General features: G+C 39.0%; 15 protein-coding genes and 1 tRNA gene. 9 read left to right on the top strand and 7 right to left on the bottom strand.

The window, feature by feature from the left end; translation table 11 throughout:
• Nucleotides 1-187: 187 nt before the first annotated feature.
• From AACU33_RS09505 to AACU33_RS09480, 6 genes are all read right to left on the bottom strand, one after another.
• Nucleotides 188-1,846 carry an alpha-amylase family glycosyl hydrolase gene (locus tag AACU33_RS09505; protein ID WP_096588276.1) on the bottom strand — a complete coding sequence of 553 codons (1,659 nt, stop codon included), beginning with the start codon at nt 1,844-1,846 and terminating at the stop codon, nt 188-190.
• A gap of 224 nt (nt 1,847-2,070) precedes the next feature.
• Nucleotides 2,071-2,448 (bottom strand): DUF1823 family protein, encoded by a 378-nt coding sequence (locus tag AACU33_RS09500; RefSeq protein ID WP_096588275.1) that lies wholly within the window; start codon nt 2,446-2,448, stop codon nt 2,071-2,073.
• 228 nt (nt 2,449-2,676) lie between these two features.
• On the bottom strand, nt 2,677-3,132 hold the full coding sequence (darG, locus tag AACU33_RS09495; protein ID WP_096588274.1) for a type II toxin-antitoxin system antitoxin DNA ADP-ribosyl glycohydrolase DarG: 456 nt from the start codon (nt 3,130-3,132) through the stop codon (nt 2,677-2,679).
• Between the two features lie 207 nt (nt 3,133-3,339).
• Nucleotides 3,340-3,918: a Uma2 family endonuclease gene (locus AACU33_RS09490; protein ID WP_096595202.1), complete on the bottom strand. Its 579-nt coding sequence runs from the start codon at nt 3,916-3,918 to the stop codon at nt 3,340-3,342.
• Between the two features lie 135 nt (nt 3,919-4,053).
• Nucleotides 4,054-4,125: transfer RNA gene (locus AACU33_RS09485), tRNA-Thr, on the bottom strand.
• 17 nt (nt 4,126-4,142) lie between these two features.
• A complete protein-coding gene (locus AACU33_RS09480; protein WP_339375881.1) occupies nt 4,143-4,283 on the bottom strand; it encodes a hypothetical protein in 141 nt (46 codons plus the stop codon).
• Nucleotides 4,284-4,470: 187 nt separating this feature from the next.
• Here AACU33_RS09480 and argF point away from each other — a divergent pair, with 187 nt between their 5' ends.
• The 9 genes from argF (at nt 4,471) to AACU33_RS09435 (ending at nt 14,564) form a co-directional block, all read left to right on the top strand.
• On the top strand, nt 4,471-5,391 hold the full coding sequence (gene argF, locus AACU33_RS09475) for an ornithine carbamoyltransferase (protein WP_096588273.1): 921 nt from the start codon (nt 4,471-4,473) through the stop codon (nt 5,389-5,391).
• A 228-nt stretch (nt 5,392-5,619) separates the two neighbouring features.
• Nucleotides 5,620-6,225: a transcriptional repressor LexA gene (lexA, locus tag AACU33_RS09470; RefSeq protein ID WP_096588272.1), complete on the top strand. Its 606-nt coding sequence runs from the start codon at nt 5,620-5,622 to the stop codon at nt 6,223-6,225.
• A gap of 88 nt (nt 6,226-6,313) precedes the next feature.
• Nucleotides 6,314-7,795 carry a DNA phosphorothioation system restriction enzyme gene (locus AACU33_RS09465; protein WP_096588271.1) on the top strand — a complete coding sequence of 494 codons (1,482 nt, stop codon included), beginning with the start codon at nt 6,314-6,316 and terminating at the stop codon, nt 7,793-7,795.
• A 305-nt stretch (nt 7,796-8,100) separates the two neighbouring features.
• On the top strand, nt 8,101-8,274 hold the full coding sequence (locus tag AACU33_RS09460) for a hypothetical protein (protein ID WP_339375880.1): 174 nt from the start codon (nt 8,101-8,103) through the stop codon (nt 8,272-8,274).
• Nucleotides 8,271-10,343, top strand: coding sequence for an AAA family ATPase (locus AACU33_RS09455; protein ID WP_096588270.1), 2,073 nt, complete (start codon nt 8,271-8,273; stop codon nt 10,341-10,343). Before AACU33_RS09460 ends, AACU33_RS09455 begins: the two co-directional genes overlap by 4 nt.
• 54 nt (nt 10,344-10,397) lie before the next feature.
• Entirely contained in the window at nt 10,398-12,287 is a 1,890-nt protein-coding gene (locus tag AACU33_RS09450; RefSeq protein WP_096588269.1) for a DUF3370 family protein, read from the top strand.
• Between the two features lie 72 nt (nt 12,288-12,359).
• A complete protein-coding gene (locus AACU33_RS09445; protein ID WP_096588268.1) occupies nt 12,360-12,929 on the top strand; it encodes a Uma2 family endonuclease in 570 nt (189 codons plus the stop codon).
• A 153-nt stretch (nt 12,930-13,082) separates the two neighbouring features.
• Nucleotides 13,083-13,556: a DNA phosphorothioation-associated protein 4 gene (locus tag AACU33_RS09440; protein WP_096588267.1), complete on the top strand. Its 474-nt coding sequence runs from the start codon at nt 13,083-13,085 to the stop codon at nt 13,554-13,556.
• Nucleotides 13,557-13,607: 51 nt separating this feature from the next.
• A complete protein-coding gene (locus tag AACU33_RS09435; protein ID WP_096588266.1) occupies nt 13,608-14,564 on the top strand; it encodes an HNH endonuclease in 957 nt (318 codons plus the stop codon).
• Here AACU33_RS09435 and AACU33_RS09430 read toward each other — a convergent pair whose 3' ends face one another.
• Nucleotides 14,565-16,163, bottom strand: a complete 1,599-nt coding sequence (locus AACU33_RS09430; RefSeq protein WP_096588265.1) for a DGQHR domain-containing protein — start codon at nt 16,161-16,163, stop codon at nt 14,565-14,567.
• Nucleotides 16,164-16,220 lie beyond the last annotated feature (57 nt).

Genomic DNA, 16,220 nt, shown 5'->3' with positions numbered 1-16,220 from the left:
AAAATCCAAAATCAGAGAATTGTTAAAAAACTAAATTTTATAATTTATAAATTTCTATTTTTGATTGTATTTTATTAGACCAGAATTAATAGAATTAAATACTTGTATGATTTTTCTAAATTAAAAGGGGGCAATATTTCCCCCTCTTTTTGATTATTAGATTATTCCTCAGTACGAGTGTAATTAATTACTGCCAAACAAATACTTTGGCTTCATATGGCCCAATATCAGTAATGATGCCATCATCACCAGCTTCCACATCATAATTAGCTGTCCACTCGTGCCATGTGCCGCTACAAGGAAAGTTAGGAATATGATACCCACCTAGGAAGTTTTCAGAAAAATTTGCTACTACAACAACACGCGAACCTTCATCATTCCAACGGCTGTAAGCGATTACTTTTGCCTCTGGATTTTCATGAATAAAATCAATATTCTCTGTGTAGAGTGCATGGCTATTTTTACGCAAGTTAATCAAGCCCTTATAGTATTCAAACAAACTAGAATTTAGGTCGTTACCAAGTAAAGTCCAATCAATTTTGGCTGACTCAGGTTGTTTGGGTTTGTACTCCCCAAATTCTTCACCCATCCACACCAAAGGCACCCCAACAGCTGTCATTAGAATCGCTACTCCTAATTTAGCTCTTCTAAATGCTTCTTCATCAAAAATATTCCGATTACCCAATTCTACCATCAGGCGATCGTGGTCGTGGTTGGTGAGATAATTTACTACATTGGTAGCACCCATAAAGCCTTGACGTTTACTATCAATTAAGTCTTTAAGATTTTCTAAATCGAAAGTATCACTACAAATGTGTGCAATAACTGTATGGTAAAAACTGTCATGCCAGCAACCATCCATTGGCCCATCTATATTGGTAATGCTGGTAGTTTCTGGAATGTGTTCGGCAATATTGTAAAAGGGTTTTGCACCAGCAGCATTTTTCGCTTCTTGAACAATCCAGTGCATAAAATCGTAGTTAGCGATTTGCCGCGCCGCATCATAGCGAATACCATCTATATGATATTCTTCAATCCAAAACCTGACTGTATCTCCAATAAATTTTCTGGCTGGATATGTATCTAAGTTTTCGTCATAATGTTCGTAATTAAACTCAGGCCCCCAGCTATTATCGGGATCGCGAGGTGCGTGGTGATACCAATAATCGTGGTCAATTTGTGTTAATGGACTGCTAGATTCTGAATGATTATAAATACCATCCATAATGACACGAATACCTCTAGCATGGCACTCATCAATGAGATTTTTTAACCCTTCTGTAGAACCATAACTAGATTCGGTTGCAAAAAAATAGCGAGGATTATAACCCCAGCTATAGTCACCAGGATATTCTTTAACTGGCATCAACTCGATCGCGTTGATTCCTAATTCACATAAATAATCTAGTTTTTCAACAACGTGTTTATATTTGCCTCGTGCATAAGGATCGTCTTCACCACCAGAAAAATCCCCGACGTGCAATTCATAAATTACTAATTCGTGGTCAGCAGGCAAAGGTTTATCGTCATGTTGCCAAACATAGGTATCAACAATCCTTTCCCCATCTTTAATACGGACAATGCCGTTATCTTTACCTCCAAATTCGTCAATATTAGTTGCGTAAGGATCTGTCACGTCAACCCATTGTTCTGGCTCCATAAACCATGAATTTGATTGAACGCGAAATTTATATTGATACTCACCATCTTCTAATTCAACAGAGGTACGGAAATAACCATCATCTCCTTTTTCCATTGGAATCTCTTGCCAATCAGAAAAAGAACCAATTAATGCTGCGCCTTTGTTGTAGGGAGCAAATAGATTAAATTCAATTGGCTTTGCCATAGTATTAATTTTGAGGGGAAAATTTTGGTAAAAATATTTTCTAATTTTTAATTAAATTAACAAATCATTCTCTAGAAATAAATTGATAATTATTTCGTCTGTCTTGGGAAATAAATTTTAAATTTATTACTTATTAAAATTGACATTAAAAGTTTAATAAGCATGAAATTAGCAGATATTAGGCGTAAATTATCTGATTTTGCACCAATATCTGCTATTTGAAATTAATCTAAATTAGTGCTATTTTGATGCAGATAACTAAATAACCAATTTGCTGCTGTTGCTCTGCGAGTCTGTCGAGGCCCGAATTCCCCAATTTTGTAACCTTTGAAACCCAATTTTTCTTTAAGTATTTGTTTGTTCTCCTTGGGAATGGAACGAGTTAATTTGACTGTTGCAGGACGACTATCAATAAAATCTGGTGGTTGTGGATACTCTTCTCGCCATTCTGGTGCGACTTCGCTATTGTCCCATTCTTCAGTAGCAGAGTTGTAGCGATAACCTAAGTAATGCCATACCAACTGATTTACTGTTGCATCATCAATTGTTTCGTTGAGAATTGCCCAAATAGTTTCTGTATTGAGTGGTGGCAAATTAGACATAAGCAAGTTGAAATTCTCTATCGATATGTTGGGTAATTGGTAATTGCAAGTTTGGAACAGTCCCTAATATTTATTAGCTATTGCAGACAAGCATCCTCAGGAGCGATCGCAATCCCAGTAGAAAATAATTTATCATCATTAACTAGCTCAACCTCATTGGCTTGAGCATAATGTCGGCTAAATAGTACAATAGAACTAGATTTAGCTCACACATTTATCTGTGCTGCTTTAAGATATAGGCTCAAAAATAATTACTTGTACATCTGCTAGTTGGGCGAAGGCTGATTCTATTAATGGCTTAATATCAGCCCAATTTAGGCTACCACTACCACATCCTAAAGCTGGCATTGCAATTGATTTGATATCTAATTGCTGCACTTGTTGCACTAAATCTACCAATCCACTTTTAATGTCTTCGATTTTTGATTGATTTCTCCAATGGCGTTTGGTGGGGAAGTTAATAATGTATCTGGGATTTAATACACTATCTGTAGCTACTATAAACATTTTTCCTAGCTGCACTTTACTAGCGCGACAGGCTTGTTCGTATTGACGAAAGTTTTCAGGATAGGCTTGCTTGAATTGCAAGGCAATACCTTTACCCATCACACCAACACAATTAACCGTGTTCACTAGAGCTTCCGCATTTTCTTCTAATAAGTTGCCTTGTTTAAATTCCAGCATAATTACAAAATTATATTTTCTTTAGTTACTATTTATTTTTAGACAACTTATTCAAAATAAACTGATAAAGTTTCCTTACCACCAAGCAGTAAACACACGATAAAGTTTACCTTCTTGCGGCTGTAAACACACCAGTATCTGTTTCGATAAAAATTTTAATGTGAGAGCGCCAGTAATTGTAGATAGAAAATTTAGATAATTAGTAATCTATGCAAAAATTTGCTGTAAATTTAAAACAAAACCCGGTAGAACATCTTCCCCAGATAAATTTGTGGGGGATTGTAAAATTTCTGGTGCTTGATTGAGGCGATAAATTATTACTTGTTTATCTTTCGGATTAATTAACCAACCGAGTTGTAAGCCATTTGCTAAGTATTCTTGCATCTTGGCTTGAGTGTCTTCTAAATCATCAGTTTCCGAAACTAATTCCACTGCGAAATCAGGACACAACGGCAGAAATTTCTTTCTTTGTTCTGGCGTAAGAGCTTCCCATTTTTCTATTTTTATCCAAGAAGCATCAGGCGAACGAGTTGCACCATTAGGAAGTTTAAACCCAGTAGAAGAATCAAAAGCTTTTCCGAGCTTATTTTGTCGGTTCCAAATGCCTAAATCGAGATAGAGTTCAAAATTACGGTTTCCTGTTTCTCCTCCAGTAGGTGCCATAATAATTAATTCCCCTTCAGCAGTTAACTCTAGCCGTAATTCTTTATTCACAGCAACAATCTGTGCAAATTCCTCATCAGTGAATTGCAGATTAGGAGGTAATTGTAAAGTTAAAGCAGTCATAATAAATTGCGCTCCACTAAAATCTGGCATTGCATCAAACCTATCTGCTGCTAATAGATTTGACTTAGCCGCTACTTATACTTTAAGGATTACTCGCAAAAAATGCGCTTGTATATCATGTAGTTCTGGGTTTAAAGCCAGCAGTCGGATTTGAACCGACGACCTTCCGATTACAAGTCGGATGCACTACCACTGTGCTATGCTGGCAAGTTGATTGAGGCTGTTTAAGCACTCACCGATTTTTGATTATAGCATAGATAAGCGATTTGTCTAGCAGGAAGAGCCAAGAAATTTTTGGTTGTTGAGGGATGATATCTCTGAGTATAGCGATCGCACAAAGTCCCAGAAATAAGCTGAAATGTCATGAATGCCAAAAAAAAGCTGCAAATTTGAAGATTGACAATCTTGATTTATCAAGATTTCACGTAAAAGCTAACTTAAAATCCTGCCTTGGACGCGAAAATATCTGGTAAAGTTTTAAAGCGATAATTTTTCACAGGGCTGGCTCAAGGCATAGAAAAACATCACTGGTTCTTTACAGATTCACAAAGCATGGTAGCGTTGAACGGACGAGATTTATTAAGTCTGGCAGACCTCAGTTCTACAGAACTTCAAGAACTTCTGCAATTAGCGTCTCAACTCAAATCACAACAGCTAAAATTGCGAAGTAACAAAGTATTGGGATTGTTGTTCTCCAAAGCTTCAACTCGCACGCGAGTAAGTTTTACTGTGGCGATGTACCAATTGGGTGGACAGGTAATCGATCTCAATCCCAATGTCACCCAAGTGAGTCGTGGGGAACCTGTGCAAGATACCGCACGGGTATTGGATCGATATTTGGATGTTTTGGCAATTCGGACTTTTGCGCAGGAAGAGTTAGAAACTTTTGCTAGTTATGCCAAGATTCCTGTAATTAATGCGCTGACTGATGCAGAACATCCTTGTCAGGTATTAGCCGATTTAATGACGATTCAAGAATGCTTTGGTAGCCTGAGTGGGTTAACTTTGACCTACGTGGGTGATGGGAATAATGTTGCTAATTCCTTAATGCTAGGCTGTGCTTTGGCGGGAATGAATGTGAGAATCGCTACGCCTCCAGGCTATGAACCCGATTCTAAAATAGTCGAACAAGCAAGAGCGATCGCGAATAATCAAACTGAAGTTCTCCTCACCCACGACCCAGAAATTGCCGCTAAGGGTGCGGCTGTTCTTTACACTGATGTCTGGGCAAGTATGGGACAAGAAGCAGAAGCAGACGATCGCTTCCCGATTTTCCAACCTTACCAAATTTCCGAACAGTTATTAAGCCTTGCTGACCGAGAAGCAATTGTTTTACATTGCTTACCAGCCCATCGCGGTGAAGAAATTACCGAAGCAGTAATTGAAGGCAATCAATCGCGAGTTTGGGATCAAGCCGAAAATCGAATGCACGCACAAAAAGCTTTGCTTGCCAGTATCTTAGGGGCAGAATAGCAAGTGAAAAGGCAAAAGAATAGATAGGTATCTTGCTTTTGCCTTTTTTAGCGCTTTAATATTGGATGAAATACATCAAAAAAATTAGTCCCTCAGAGATAAATATAGATAAATATAGATTTAATCTTCAAAATAGCAGCTATATATTTTTACTTTTACCTTGCTTATATGGGATTTTATGTAGTACTAATGTTCTAGGGACATTTGTAATTACTTCCCGACAAAATTATGGAACGTTTAACCGAAGCTCAACAAGAACTATATGAATGGCTGGCGGAATATATCCGAACGCATCAGCATTCGCCTTCAATTAGGCAAATGATGCAGGCGATGAACTTAAAGTCACCAGCACCAATTCAAAGTCGTTTAGAACATTTACGCACTAAAGGATATATTGAATGGACTGAAGGAAAAGCGCGCACAATCAGAATTTTGCGTCCTGTAGCGACAGGTGTACCAATTTTAGGTACTATTGCTGCTGGCGGTTTAATTGAACCTTTTACAGATGCTGTCGAACATTTAGATATTACTAATTTTTCCTTACCTCCCCAAAGTTATGCTTTGCGGGTAGCTGGCGACAGTATGATTGAAGATTTAATTGCTGATGGCGATTTAGTATTTTTGCGTCCAGTACCAGAACCAAATCATCTCAAAAATGGCACTATCGTCGCCGCCAGAGTTGATGGACATGGTACTACATTAAAGCGCTTTTATCGCAGTGGCGATCGCGTTACCCTCAAACCTGCAAATGCAAAGTATCAACCTATTGAAGTTCCGGCTATACACGTGCAAGTGCAAGGTTCTTTAGTCGCTGTTTGGCGTGACTATAACTAGAGACAAGGGAGAAGAAATATTTGACCCTTGACTCTTGACTTTGGACTTTTGACTAGGGTTCATCACCACCTTCATTAATTGACATTTTATGTACCTGACGCTAAATCGAGTGCAGGAATTGCCCGCTTTCCGCTTACGATTACCATTGTTAAGGGAAAATTCGGGAAATTATCAAGCTCAACAACCATTACCAGGATGTCCAAGAATGCCACAATCTCTGCAATTGCGGCAATATCAGCGACAAGCTATTACTAGCTGGTTTGCTAACAACGGCAGAGGTACGCTAAAAATGGCAACTGGTAGTGGTAAAACTATCACAGCATTGGCGATCGCTTGTGAATTATACCAGCAGATTAACTTACAAGTGTTGGTGGTGGTGTGTCCCTATCGTCATCTTGTCACCCAATGGGCGCGAGAATGCGAAAAGTTTAACTTACAGCCAATTTTAGCTTTTGAGAATGTCCGCAATTGGCAAAGTCAGCTTTCTACGCAAATTTATAATCTGCGTTCTGGTTCGCAAAGATTTGTCACGGTAATTACTACCAACTCCACATTAATTGGCGATGGCTTTCAGTCACAACTGAAATATTTACCCGATAGAACTTTGATTATTGGCGATGAAGCCCATAACTTAGGCGCACCAAAGTTAGAGGAAAGTTTACCACGCAGGGTTGGCTTGCGATTGGCTTTGTCTGCCACGCCGGAAAGGTACTTTGATGATTATGGCACCCAATCTTTGTTTGATTATTTTGGCCCTGTTCTCCAGCCAGAATTTACTTTGAGGGATGCGATCGCCCAAGGTGCTTTGGTACATTATCTCTACTATCCGGTTTTGGTGGAATTAACAGAAGCCGAAAGTATTGCTTATTTAAAATTAACTCGCAGAATTGGGCGATCGCTGTTATATCGAGAAAGAGAAAATGGCGCAGTCGGAGACTTTGAAGATAACGAAGATTTAAAGCCGTTATTGATGCAACGCGCCAGGTTAATTGGTGCGGCGGAAAACAAATTAAAGGCTTTGCGGGAATTAATGGCGACTCGCAAAGATACCACTCACACCCTATTCTATTGCAGTGATGGTTCCCAAGAAGTTGGACAACGTTCATCTCTGCGTCAACTCAAAGCTGTAGCCAAAATTCTCGGTGTCGAACTGGGGTACAAAGTCAGTACCTACACTGCTCAAACTTCTTTACAAGAAAGAGAGGTTTTACGCCGTCAATTTGAAAGCGGGGAGTTGCAAGGTTTGGTAGCAATTCGCTGTTTAGATGAAGGTGTGGATATCCCAGCAATTCAAACTGCGGTGATTTTATCAAGTTCTGGAAATCCCCGTCAGTTTATCCAACGACGAGGACGAGTTTTGCGTCCTCATCCTGGAAAAGAACGCGCAACGATTTTTGACATGATAGTTTTACCGCCAGATTTAGAAAGGGAAACTATAGAAGTAGAACGCAATTTATTAAAAAAAGAATTACGACGCTTTGTGGAGTTTGCTGATTTAGCTGACAACGCTGGCGAAGCAAGAATGAAATTACTTGCTTTACAAAAGCGTTATGGGTTGTTAGATATTTGAATTCTCGGTGTCGATCTGTGGTTTTTTATTGCTTTTTGTAAAAACTGTTGTGATAGTGAAGAATGGAGACAGAGGTGTGGGACAATAAAATTGTATTCTTAATAATGGGATGTTAAATGAATTAAAAAAAATACAAATATTCCATTATATTTAGATACTTGCAGTATACCATTATATAACCCTAAAATAAAGCCTTTCTTGCCAAAAAAATTGAATAATTAAAGATAAGACAAACCGTGACTTAACGGATGCGATCGCACTCAGAGATACAGGTAAAATAAAGAAAAAAGTATCTACAATCCGCAATGTCACCAGAGCAAAATATCGATGATGTGCAGGAGCCAATTACTAGCGCCCCGCCGGAAGTGCGGCAAATTATTGAACGAGTATGGAAGCTGGAAAAAGGCAGACTAGATAAGCGAATCAACACTCACATTAACGATGAAATTCTGCTGATTATCAAAGAAGAGGTGCGATGAAGCTGACTTCAATTAAGCTGTGTAATTTCCGCTCCTTTTATGGTACGACACCAGAAATAGTAATTTCTGGGGGAGATGTTCTCAACACAACGATTATTCATGGTAATAATGGCTCTGGAAAAACCAGTTTACTGAATGCCTTTACCTGGGTACTATATGAGAAGTTTAGTGCAGCATTTGCATCGGTAGAACAGCTAGTTAATAAAAGAGCGATCGCCGAAGCGAAACACAAACAAGCTGTAGAATGTTGGGTAGAAATTGGCTGGGAACATGAAGGTAAACGCTATCGCGTAAAACGCGCCAGTCGAGTTTACAAAAACGAAAGTGATTTTGAAGCTGGTAAAACTCAATTAACCATGTGGGTGGGTGGCGATGACGGTAAATGGTATTTCCCACCCCAGCAACCAGAAGATATTATCAATCAAATTTTACCTGCAAGTTTGCATCAATATTTTTTCTTTGACGGCGAACGCATTGAAGAAATCGTCCGTTCTGATAAAAAAGCAGAAATTGCTGAAGCTACAAAGATATTCTTGGGGGTGGAGGTAATTAACCGTTCAATTAAGCATTTGGGTGATGCGAAAAAAAATCTAGAGAATGACTTAAAAGCCATTGGTGATTCCGAAATTAAGCAGCTTTTGCGACAGCAAGAAAAGATAGAACGAGAGATTGAGACGATTAATCAACGCCAAACCGAAATTAAACAAGAATTAGAATATCAACAAACCTTCAAAAAAGAGACAAGTAACCGCTTAAGAGAACTGAGTGCGGCGAAAGAATTACAGGAACGCTGTCAAAATTTAGAAGTACAAAACCAAGCCTATAAAGAAGAATATAAGAAAACTCGCGAAGCCCTAAAGAAAATTATTTCCGCACGAGGTTATACAGTTCTCCTTTGTGAAACTACAGCCCAATTTCGGGAAATCATGCATGATTTAAAGCAGCGTGGTGAATTAACTACGGGAATTTCGCGGGAGTTTGTCAACGAGTTACTCAATTCTCAACGTTGTATTTGCGGTACAGATTTAAATCAAGGTAGTAATTCCCACGAACAGGTAAAAATCTGGTTAGATAAAGCAGGTTCCTCGGCTGTAGAAGAAACAGCAATTCGCATGAGCGCCCAAGTTGATGAAATTGATAAGCAAGCTATAGCATTTTGGCAAGAAGTCGATCGAGAACAAGCAAGAATTAATCAATTAAGGCAAAATATTTCACAAATTGAAAGTGAATTAGATAACATTCAAGATCGATTGCGTAAAGACGCTAACGAAGAGATTAGCAGCTTACAGAAACGCTTAGACGGAATCGAAAATAAAATTGACGAATTAAATAGAGAACAAGGCGCTAACCAACAGCAAATTGCTCACTTTACAACAGAAATCGAAGCCTTAGGTAAACAAATCGCCAAGCAAAAACTAAATGAAGAACGCCAAGCATTAGCACAGCGAAGAATTAACGCTACTCAAGATGCAATTGAAAGGTTAACAGAAGTAAGAAACCGTCAAGAAAAGCAATTTCGCCTGCAACTTGAGAAGCGAGTACAGGAGATATTTGCAGAAATATCTTTTACTCCTTATATTCCCAAAATTAGCGATAAATATGAATTGACATTAGTAGAAAATACATCCGGAGTAGAAGCACCAGTTGCAGCGTCTACTGGAGAGAATCAGATTCTTAGTTTATCTTTTATCGCCAGTATTATTGACAGAGTCAGGGAGTGGAGTGAAAAACGAAAAATGCTAATGTTACCAGAAAGCAGCACCTTCCCCATTGTGATGGATTCGCCTTTTGGCAGTTTAGATGAAATTTCTAGAAGACATATTGCTCAAACAATTCCCAAATTAGCGAATCAGTTAATTGTATTGGTGACTAAAACACAATGGCGGGGTGAAGTTGAAGAAGAAATGGCAGATAGAATTGGTAGAGAATATGTATTAACTTACTTTTCTTCCAAGCCAGATTGCGAACAAGATTATATTGAATTGGGTGGGGAAAGATATCCTTTGGTAAGGCAAAGTCCCAATGAGTTTGAGTATACAGAGGTTGTCGAAGTGAAACGAGATTGGTGATGAAAATTTCTCATAAAATGCTTTAATAGCCTTAGTTTTTACTAATCTCTATTAATGCGCCTACAACTAATACTTGCCTCAGTTTTTACCCTATCAAATCCTATCACCCTCACCTTTTCTGATACCCAAAAATATTGGGCGAAAGATTGCGTTCAACAATTAGGAGAACGGAAATTAATTACAGGCTATCCCGATGGTAGTTTTCGCCCAGAAGCAACGGTAACACGGGCGGAAGCCGCAGTATTAATGTTGAATGCTTTCCCTGATGCACCTATCAAGCGCAGTGCAGCTACATTTAAAGATGTACCGACTAATTATTGGGCAAACAAAGCAATTGCTACTGCTTATCAAAAAGGCTTTTTCTCCGGTTATCCAGGAGGGGTTTTTCAACCTAATCAGCCAATTCCCCGCGCCCAAATAATCGGTGTTGTGGCTGGGGCGAAAAATTATAGTCCTTTATCTAACCCAACGCAGACATTACAACAGTATTTTAATGATGCGGCACAAATTCCTAGCTATGCCCAAAGTGCGATCGCATCTGCCACAATTAACAGTATTGTCGTCAACTATCCCCAAGTCAAACAGCTAAAACCCCAGCAAAGCGCCACTAGAGGCGAAGTTGCAGCCTTGATGTGTCGGGCGCTAAATATCTACACAGTACCCCCACAATATATTGCTGGCGTAGAAGTCCAACCGCAAGAAGTGCGCCTTTTACCCGGCAAACTCGATACTATCCCCACCTTTAACAGCAATAGTCCGGAGTTGGTAACTACTGAAGGAATTTTACTGTCTACCTTCCCCCCTGATAACAAACAAGTCCCGGAAGCACACCTCAATTATCCCTTCCAAGGGAGATTTGATTTATTTGCCCATCATATCGTCAGGGCGGAAACATCAGCCCAAAGCCGCACTGTTTACCAAGGAATCATTGTCCACAATCCAGGGAATGAAACAGTTACACTACAAGTATTGCACGCAGCAAGTTACCTATCTGTTGAAGCACCGTTTATTGCTTTACCTGATATGGTAGACAATCCCCAAAGCACAGTTTACGCTGGGCCTGGTAGCAGAACAATGAATGATGTACTGCGGGGAATTAGGCAAGAGAAATTTCCAGAGAAGTTGGTTATTGAACCCGGAAAAACCCAAATATTAGCTAATTTACCCATTCCAGTACAGGCTCCCTCTTCTAATGGTCGCACAACGATGATGCGATTAGCGAGCGATCGCCCAGTTTATCTGGCAAACTTAGCCAAAAATAGCGTTACGCCTCCCACGTTAGCTGAATGGCAAAAGCTTTTAGATACAGGCAGTTTAGCAGGAAAACGCGACCCCATCCCCACGCCTCTCGACCCTCCCAGAGAACCGACAGTATTTAGCCGCGTCGCTGGTGTCTCCCAAGGTACGCAATGGCAAGCAAATCTGACGGATAATCCTAATGTATCAGAGTTAACGATACCCCAGCCAGGAAAAGCGTTTGCTTATCCTTTAGGTACTGTGCATTTAATTACCCTCAGCACCGGACAAATTCAGAGTGCGCCGATGTTGAAACGCTATCCTGACACGGCGTATTTCGCTCACAGTAACTACGGTGTAGAGTACAATCTGACTTTGCCGTTACACAATCCTAGTGATGAAACTCGAATAGTCGCAGTATCAATGCATACACCATTAAAAGATGAAGGGGGAACGGATAGGCTGCTGTTTTTAAAGCCACGGGTGGAACAGATATTTTTTCGCGGTACGGTAAGGGTGCGTTACACCGATGATAATGGTGGAGAAAAAATCCGCTATGTGCATTTGGTACAACGTCGGGGACAAATGGGGGAAGCTTTGGCGACGTTGAAAATGTTAGCGGGAGAGAAGCGACAAGTACGGGTAGATTTTTTGTATCCTCCAGATTCTACGCCGCCGCAGGTGGTAACGGTGAGGACGGAGGGGTGAATGTCTCACGCGGAGGCGCAGAGGTTTTTTAGTTAAAGTTGAACAAGGTGGCTTTTGAGAGGGAATAAGTTTATGGTTGCGAGTCCAGGCAGCAAGTATATGTCTCCTCAAGAATATCTGGAATGGGAAGCACGCCAAGAAATTAAATACGAATATATTGATGGTGAAGTTTTCGCCATGACTGGGGGTACTCTTCCCCATACAACGATTGCTTTAAACTTAGCTTCAGCTTTAAAAAGTCACTTGCGCGGAAGTCCATGTCTTCCTTACATGGCGGATGCAAAAGTAGCTGTGTCGGAAAATGGGCCTTTTCATAATCCTGATGTTGTAGTGAGTTGTGATGAACGAGATAAACAAGCGATTCAATTTCTCCAGTATCCTTGTCTAATTGTTGAAGTCCTGTCTCCAAGTACGGAAGCTTATGACAGGGGTGCTAAATTTACTAGTTATCGTCGGATTGAGACTTTGCAAGAATACGTCCTCATCGATGCTGAAAAAATTGGTGTAGATTGTTTTCGATTAAATGATAGAGGACTTTGGGAGTTACACCCTTATGAAGCAGCAGATGAAGTGCATTTAACTAGTGTTGATTTCCGCTTTCCGATATCTTTGCTGTATGAGAACGTGCAATTTCCTATGTAAGATTTTCCGAACCGCAGAGGGAAGAAAGGGCGATCGCTTGGATGTGAAGATGAAATAGTGCGATCGCTCTTTATACTGAGTATAAAATAATGTGACTATGGGGCGATCGCTCTAGCTTTCAGTTACAATAGCCACAAATTTGTTATTGAAGTCATGGCAGAAACAGGCAGAATCAGGGTTGCTAGAGACAAAGCAGATTTAGTTAAAGCGTTAACCTCTTCAGATGGTGGTACTGGGCCTTTTCAAACCTTTGCTGATGTGATTGTATTTGCTGCTGCTTTGGGTGCAAAGCATAAAAAGCGTGTACCTTTAGGAGAAATTTCTAAACGCGAACCATCACCAATTCCTCAAGAACAGTTTATTGTTAGGGGATATGATACAGTAATAAACTTATTGGCAATTAATGAAACTCAAGATATAAAAATTCTTTCTTTCAATGAGCAAAATAATCTTGATATTCGTAATTCTGTTTTTGAAGAATATGCTAATGGTGGTCTAGAAATATTGCAATTAGAGCTTCGAGGATCAGTAGATTATTCAGAAAGAATTTTATTGTTTCTTAGTTCGGAAAGATTTTCAGATAATCATGAAGATGAGTTCGATCTGAGGAAATTCATATCTTCTTAAAAGAAATTAGCAATTTAAAAAATAAATGTAAAGAGAGTAGAGAATTCATTTATGCAGAATAATTTGGCTTACTATTATGATTGTTTTGCTAAATTAAAAGTACATAAAACTCAGAAGAAAGGTGATGCTCTCAATAAGCCAGTATTACTTTTATCAGTAATAGAGCTTATCTCTAAAGATTTAATAAAAAATAATCAGATTACTATTTCAGATGATCTAATTGAAACATTTAAAAAATATTGGGAAATAACAACCAATAACCTTTTTAAAGGTAGTGATTTTGCACTACCTTTTTTTCACTTAAAAAATGAAAAATGTAAGTTCTGGCATCTCAAGTTTAGTTCTGTGTATGATGGTGGTCGTCCTCAAACTATTCCTAAGCTGAAAGATGATGTTAGCTATGCCTATTTAGATGATGAACTATTTATATTAATAAAGGATAATTTTGCCAGACAAGAATTAATCAATGCAATTGTCTCAACTTGGTTCTCGCTTGAAGAAGATATTACAGAATCTCTTGTGGCGATTAACAAAAATTTTCAAAATGAAATATTAAACTATGACATGGAAAGTGAAAAAGTTACGAATTTAGATGCCAGTCCTAAAAGGAGTTTGAGAAGTACGTTAATTAGAAATGCTTTTTTTAGAAATACCATTGTTCGTGTGTATGACTATAAATGTGCATTTTGTGGTTTAAGAGTCACTAAAACTCTAAATCAAAATATTGTAGATGGCGCACACATAAAACCATTTGCACAATTTTATGACAGTAGAATTCACAATGGTATAGCGTTGTGTAAAAATCACCATTGGGCTTTTGACCGTGGTTGGTTTACTGCTGATGAACGGTATAAAATCCTTGTTAGTAAAGGATTAGAAGAAATTTCTCCCCACGCTAAACCTATGAAAGATTTTCATGGAGAGAGACTACTTCTACCAGATAATGAGCAATATTTTCCCGAACTGGAAGCATTACAATGGCATCGCCAAAATATATTTCAAGCGTAACTACAACACAGGCGGAAGCCCTACTTCTTTTAGTTCAACAAACTCACCATCAAAACCAATTGTTTTGTTTTCTACAGTTCTAGCATTAGCCAAAGCCTTACGCAGTTCAGCACGTTCCATTGAATCTTGAATCCCACCTAGAATGTAAATTAATAACTTTGTAGCTAATTCCTTCCCTGAAACCTGCACTCGCTTTTTATTAGGATCGTATAAAACCCCATACCAAAGAGACTGGGGATATTCCATACCAGTAAAACCGCCTTGCTGGTCAAACTTACGTAATTTTTTAAAAATACTGGTGAGAGACAAACCTTTTCTAAACACTAAAAATCCTAGAGCTTGTGCTAACGCCACTTGCGCTACAGGACGGAAAAGCATATTTCCTTCACCGCCGCCTTTTTCAAAGCTAAAGCGTCGTAAAATTGGTGTATCTTCATGTTCTAAAATCTTATAACTAGGTAAGCTTGCCAAATTATCAAAAAGTTTGCGGAATTCTTCAATTCCCTGTTCAATTTCTTCATCTTCTGGACGCATAGGAATTAAACCTTTCTCAAAAGGTTTCCACTGCGGAAATTTTTGACCTAAATATCTCTCTGACATATCTTGCAAAGCTTGCAAAGTTGTCAAAACTGTAGAATTTGCTGCCACTGTTGCACTATTCCAATTAACGCGGGGATTACGATTAGGTTTTTGTTCCAAAAGTGGGTGAGTAACTGCAATTTTTCGCGCCACAATTGCAAAACCATCATCTTCATTTAGTTGTGCTAACTGACCTTTAGTTAAGGGTGCAGCCATCAAGTTAACATGAACAAAAACCGACCTTACCCTTCGCCTAGCTTCTGTGCGAGTCTCCCCAGCATTCACCGCACAAATGAATTCGATACCAATTTTTTCCTTAGGTAAGCTTTGTAAATAAGCAGGATCTACTTGATATTGTTCTAGCAAATCCGATACTGTGATAAAACTATCATCAGCAGTTTTATCTTTTTTATATCGCTGGAGTTTGCCAGTTTTAATTAACTCTATTAAACCCTGCACTCCCATCAATCGATGTTGACCATCGAGTGCATAAATAGTTACGTTGTCTTCAGAAACATTCAGTAAGCCGACCTTACCATCTTTATCTAGAGGTGTAAAATCAGTAGTAGATTTTCTCGCACGTCCTTCACCATCCCATTCAGCAGCTTTATGGTTATCCACCCAAGGTTGATTAATGACCACTAAAACTGCGGGAAACTTATGGTTTTTTCTCGCCGCTAAATACTGAACAAGTGGTGCTTGACGCGACCAGTCAAGGGGACGCTGTTGAATTTCATCAATACTATCTGCGTCAATTTCGATGTTATCAGTCTCAGGATTATACTTCTTTTGCAGTAAAGGTAAACCTGAAGCAAAGTGAACCCGACCCGCAAACCATTCTAGAGTTACAGACCCAACATAAGCCTCTGTACCCCCCATTTCGGTTTTTTGAACGAGAATTTGGTCTTTTTTCTCTAAAAATTTCTCTAAAATTAACGCTAGTACTTCTTTTTCCTTGTTTTCTCTGTCTAAGTACTCTCTAGCAATATCGGCAGTAGGATCGGATGCAGTGTCTCTCATGTTAATTTTTAAAAACTTAATTATGTAGTGTAGTGATATTGTCCAAAAAGTTAGATA

Source organism: Calothrix sp. NIES-2098 (assembly GCF_963875125.1).
Taxonomy (GTDB): domain Bacteria; phylum Cyanobacteriota; class Cyanobacteriia; order Cyanobacteriales; family Nostocaceae; genus Aulosira.
The sequence above is the reverse complement of the archived record's forward strand: the minus strand, read 5'-3'. Positions and strand labels throughout refer to the sequence as shown.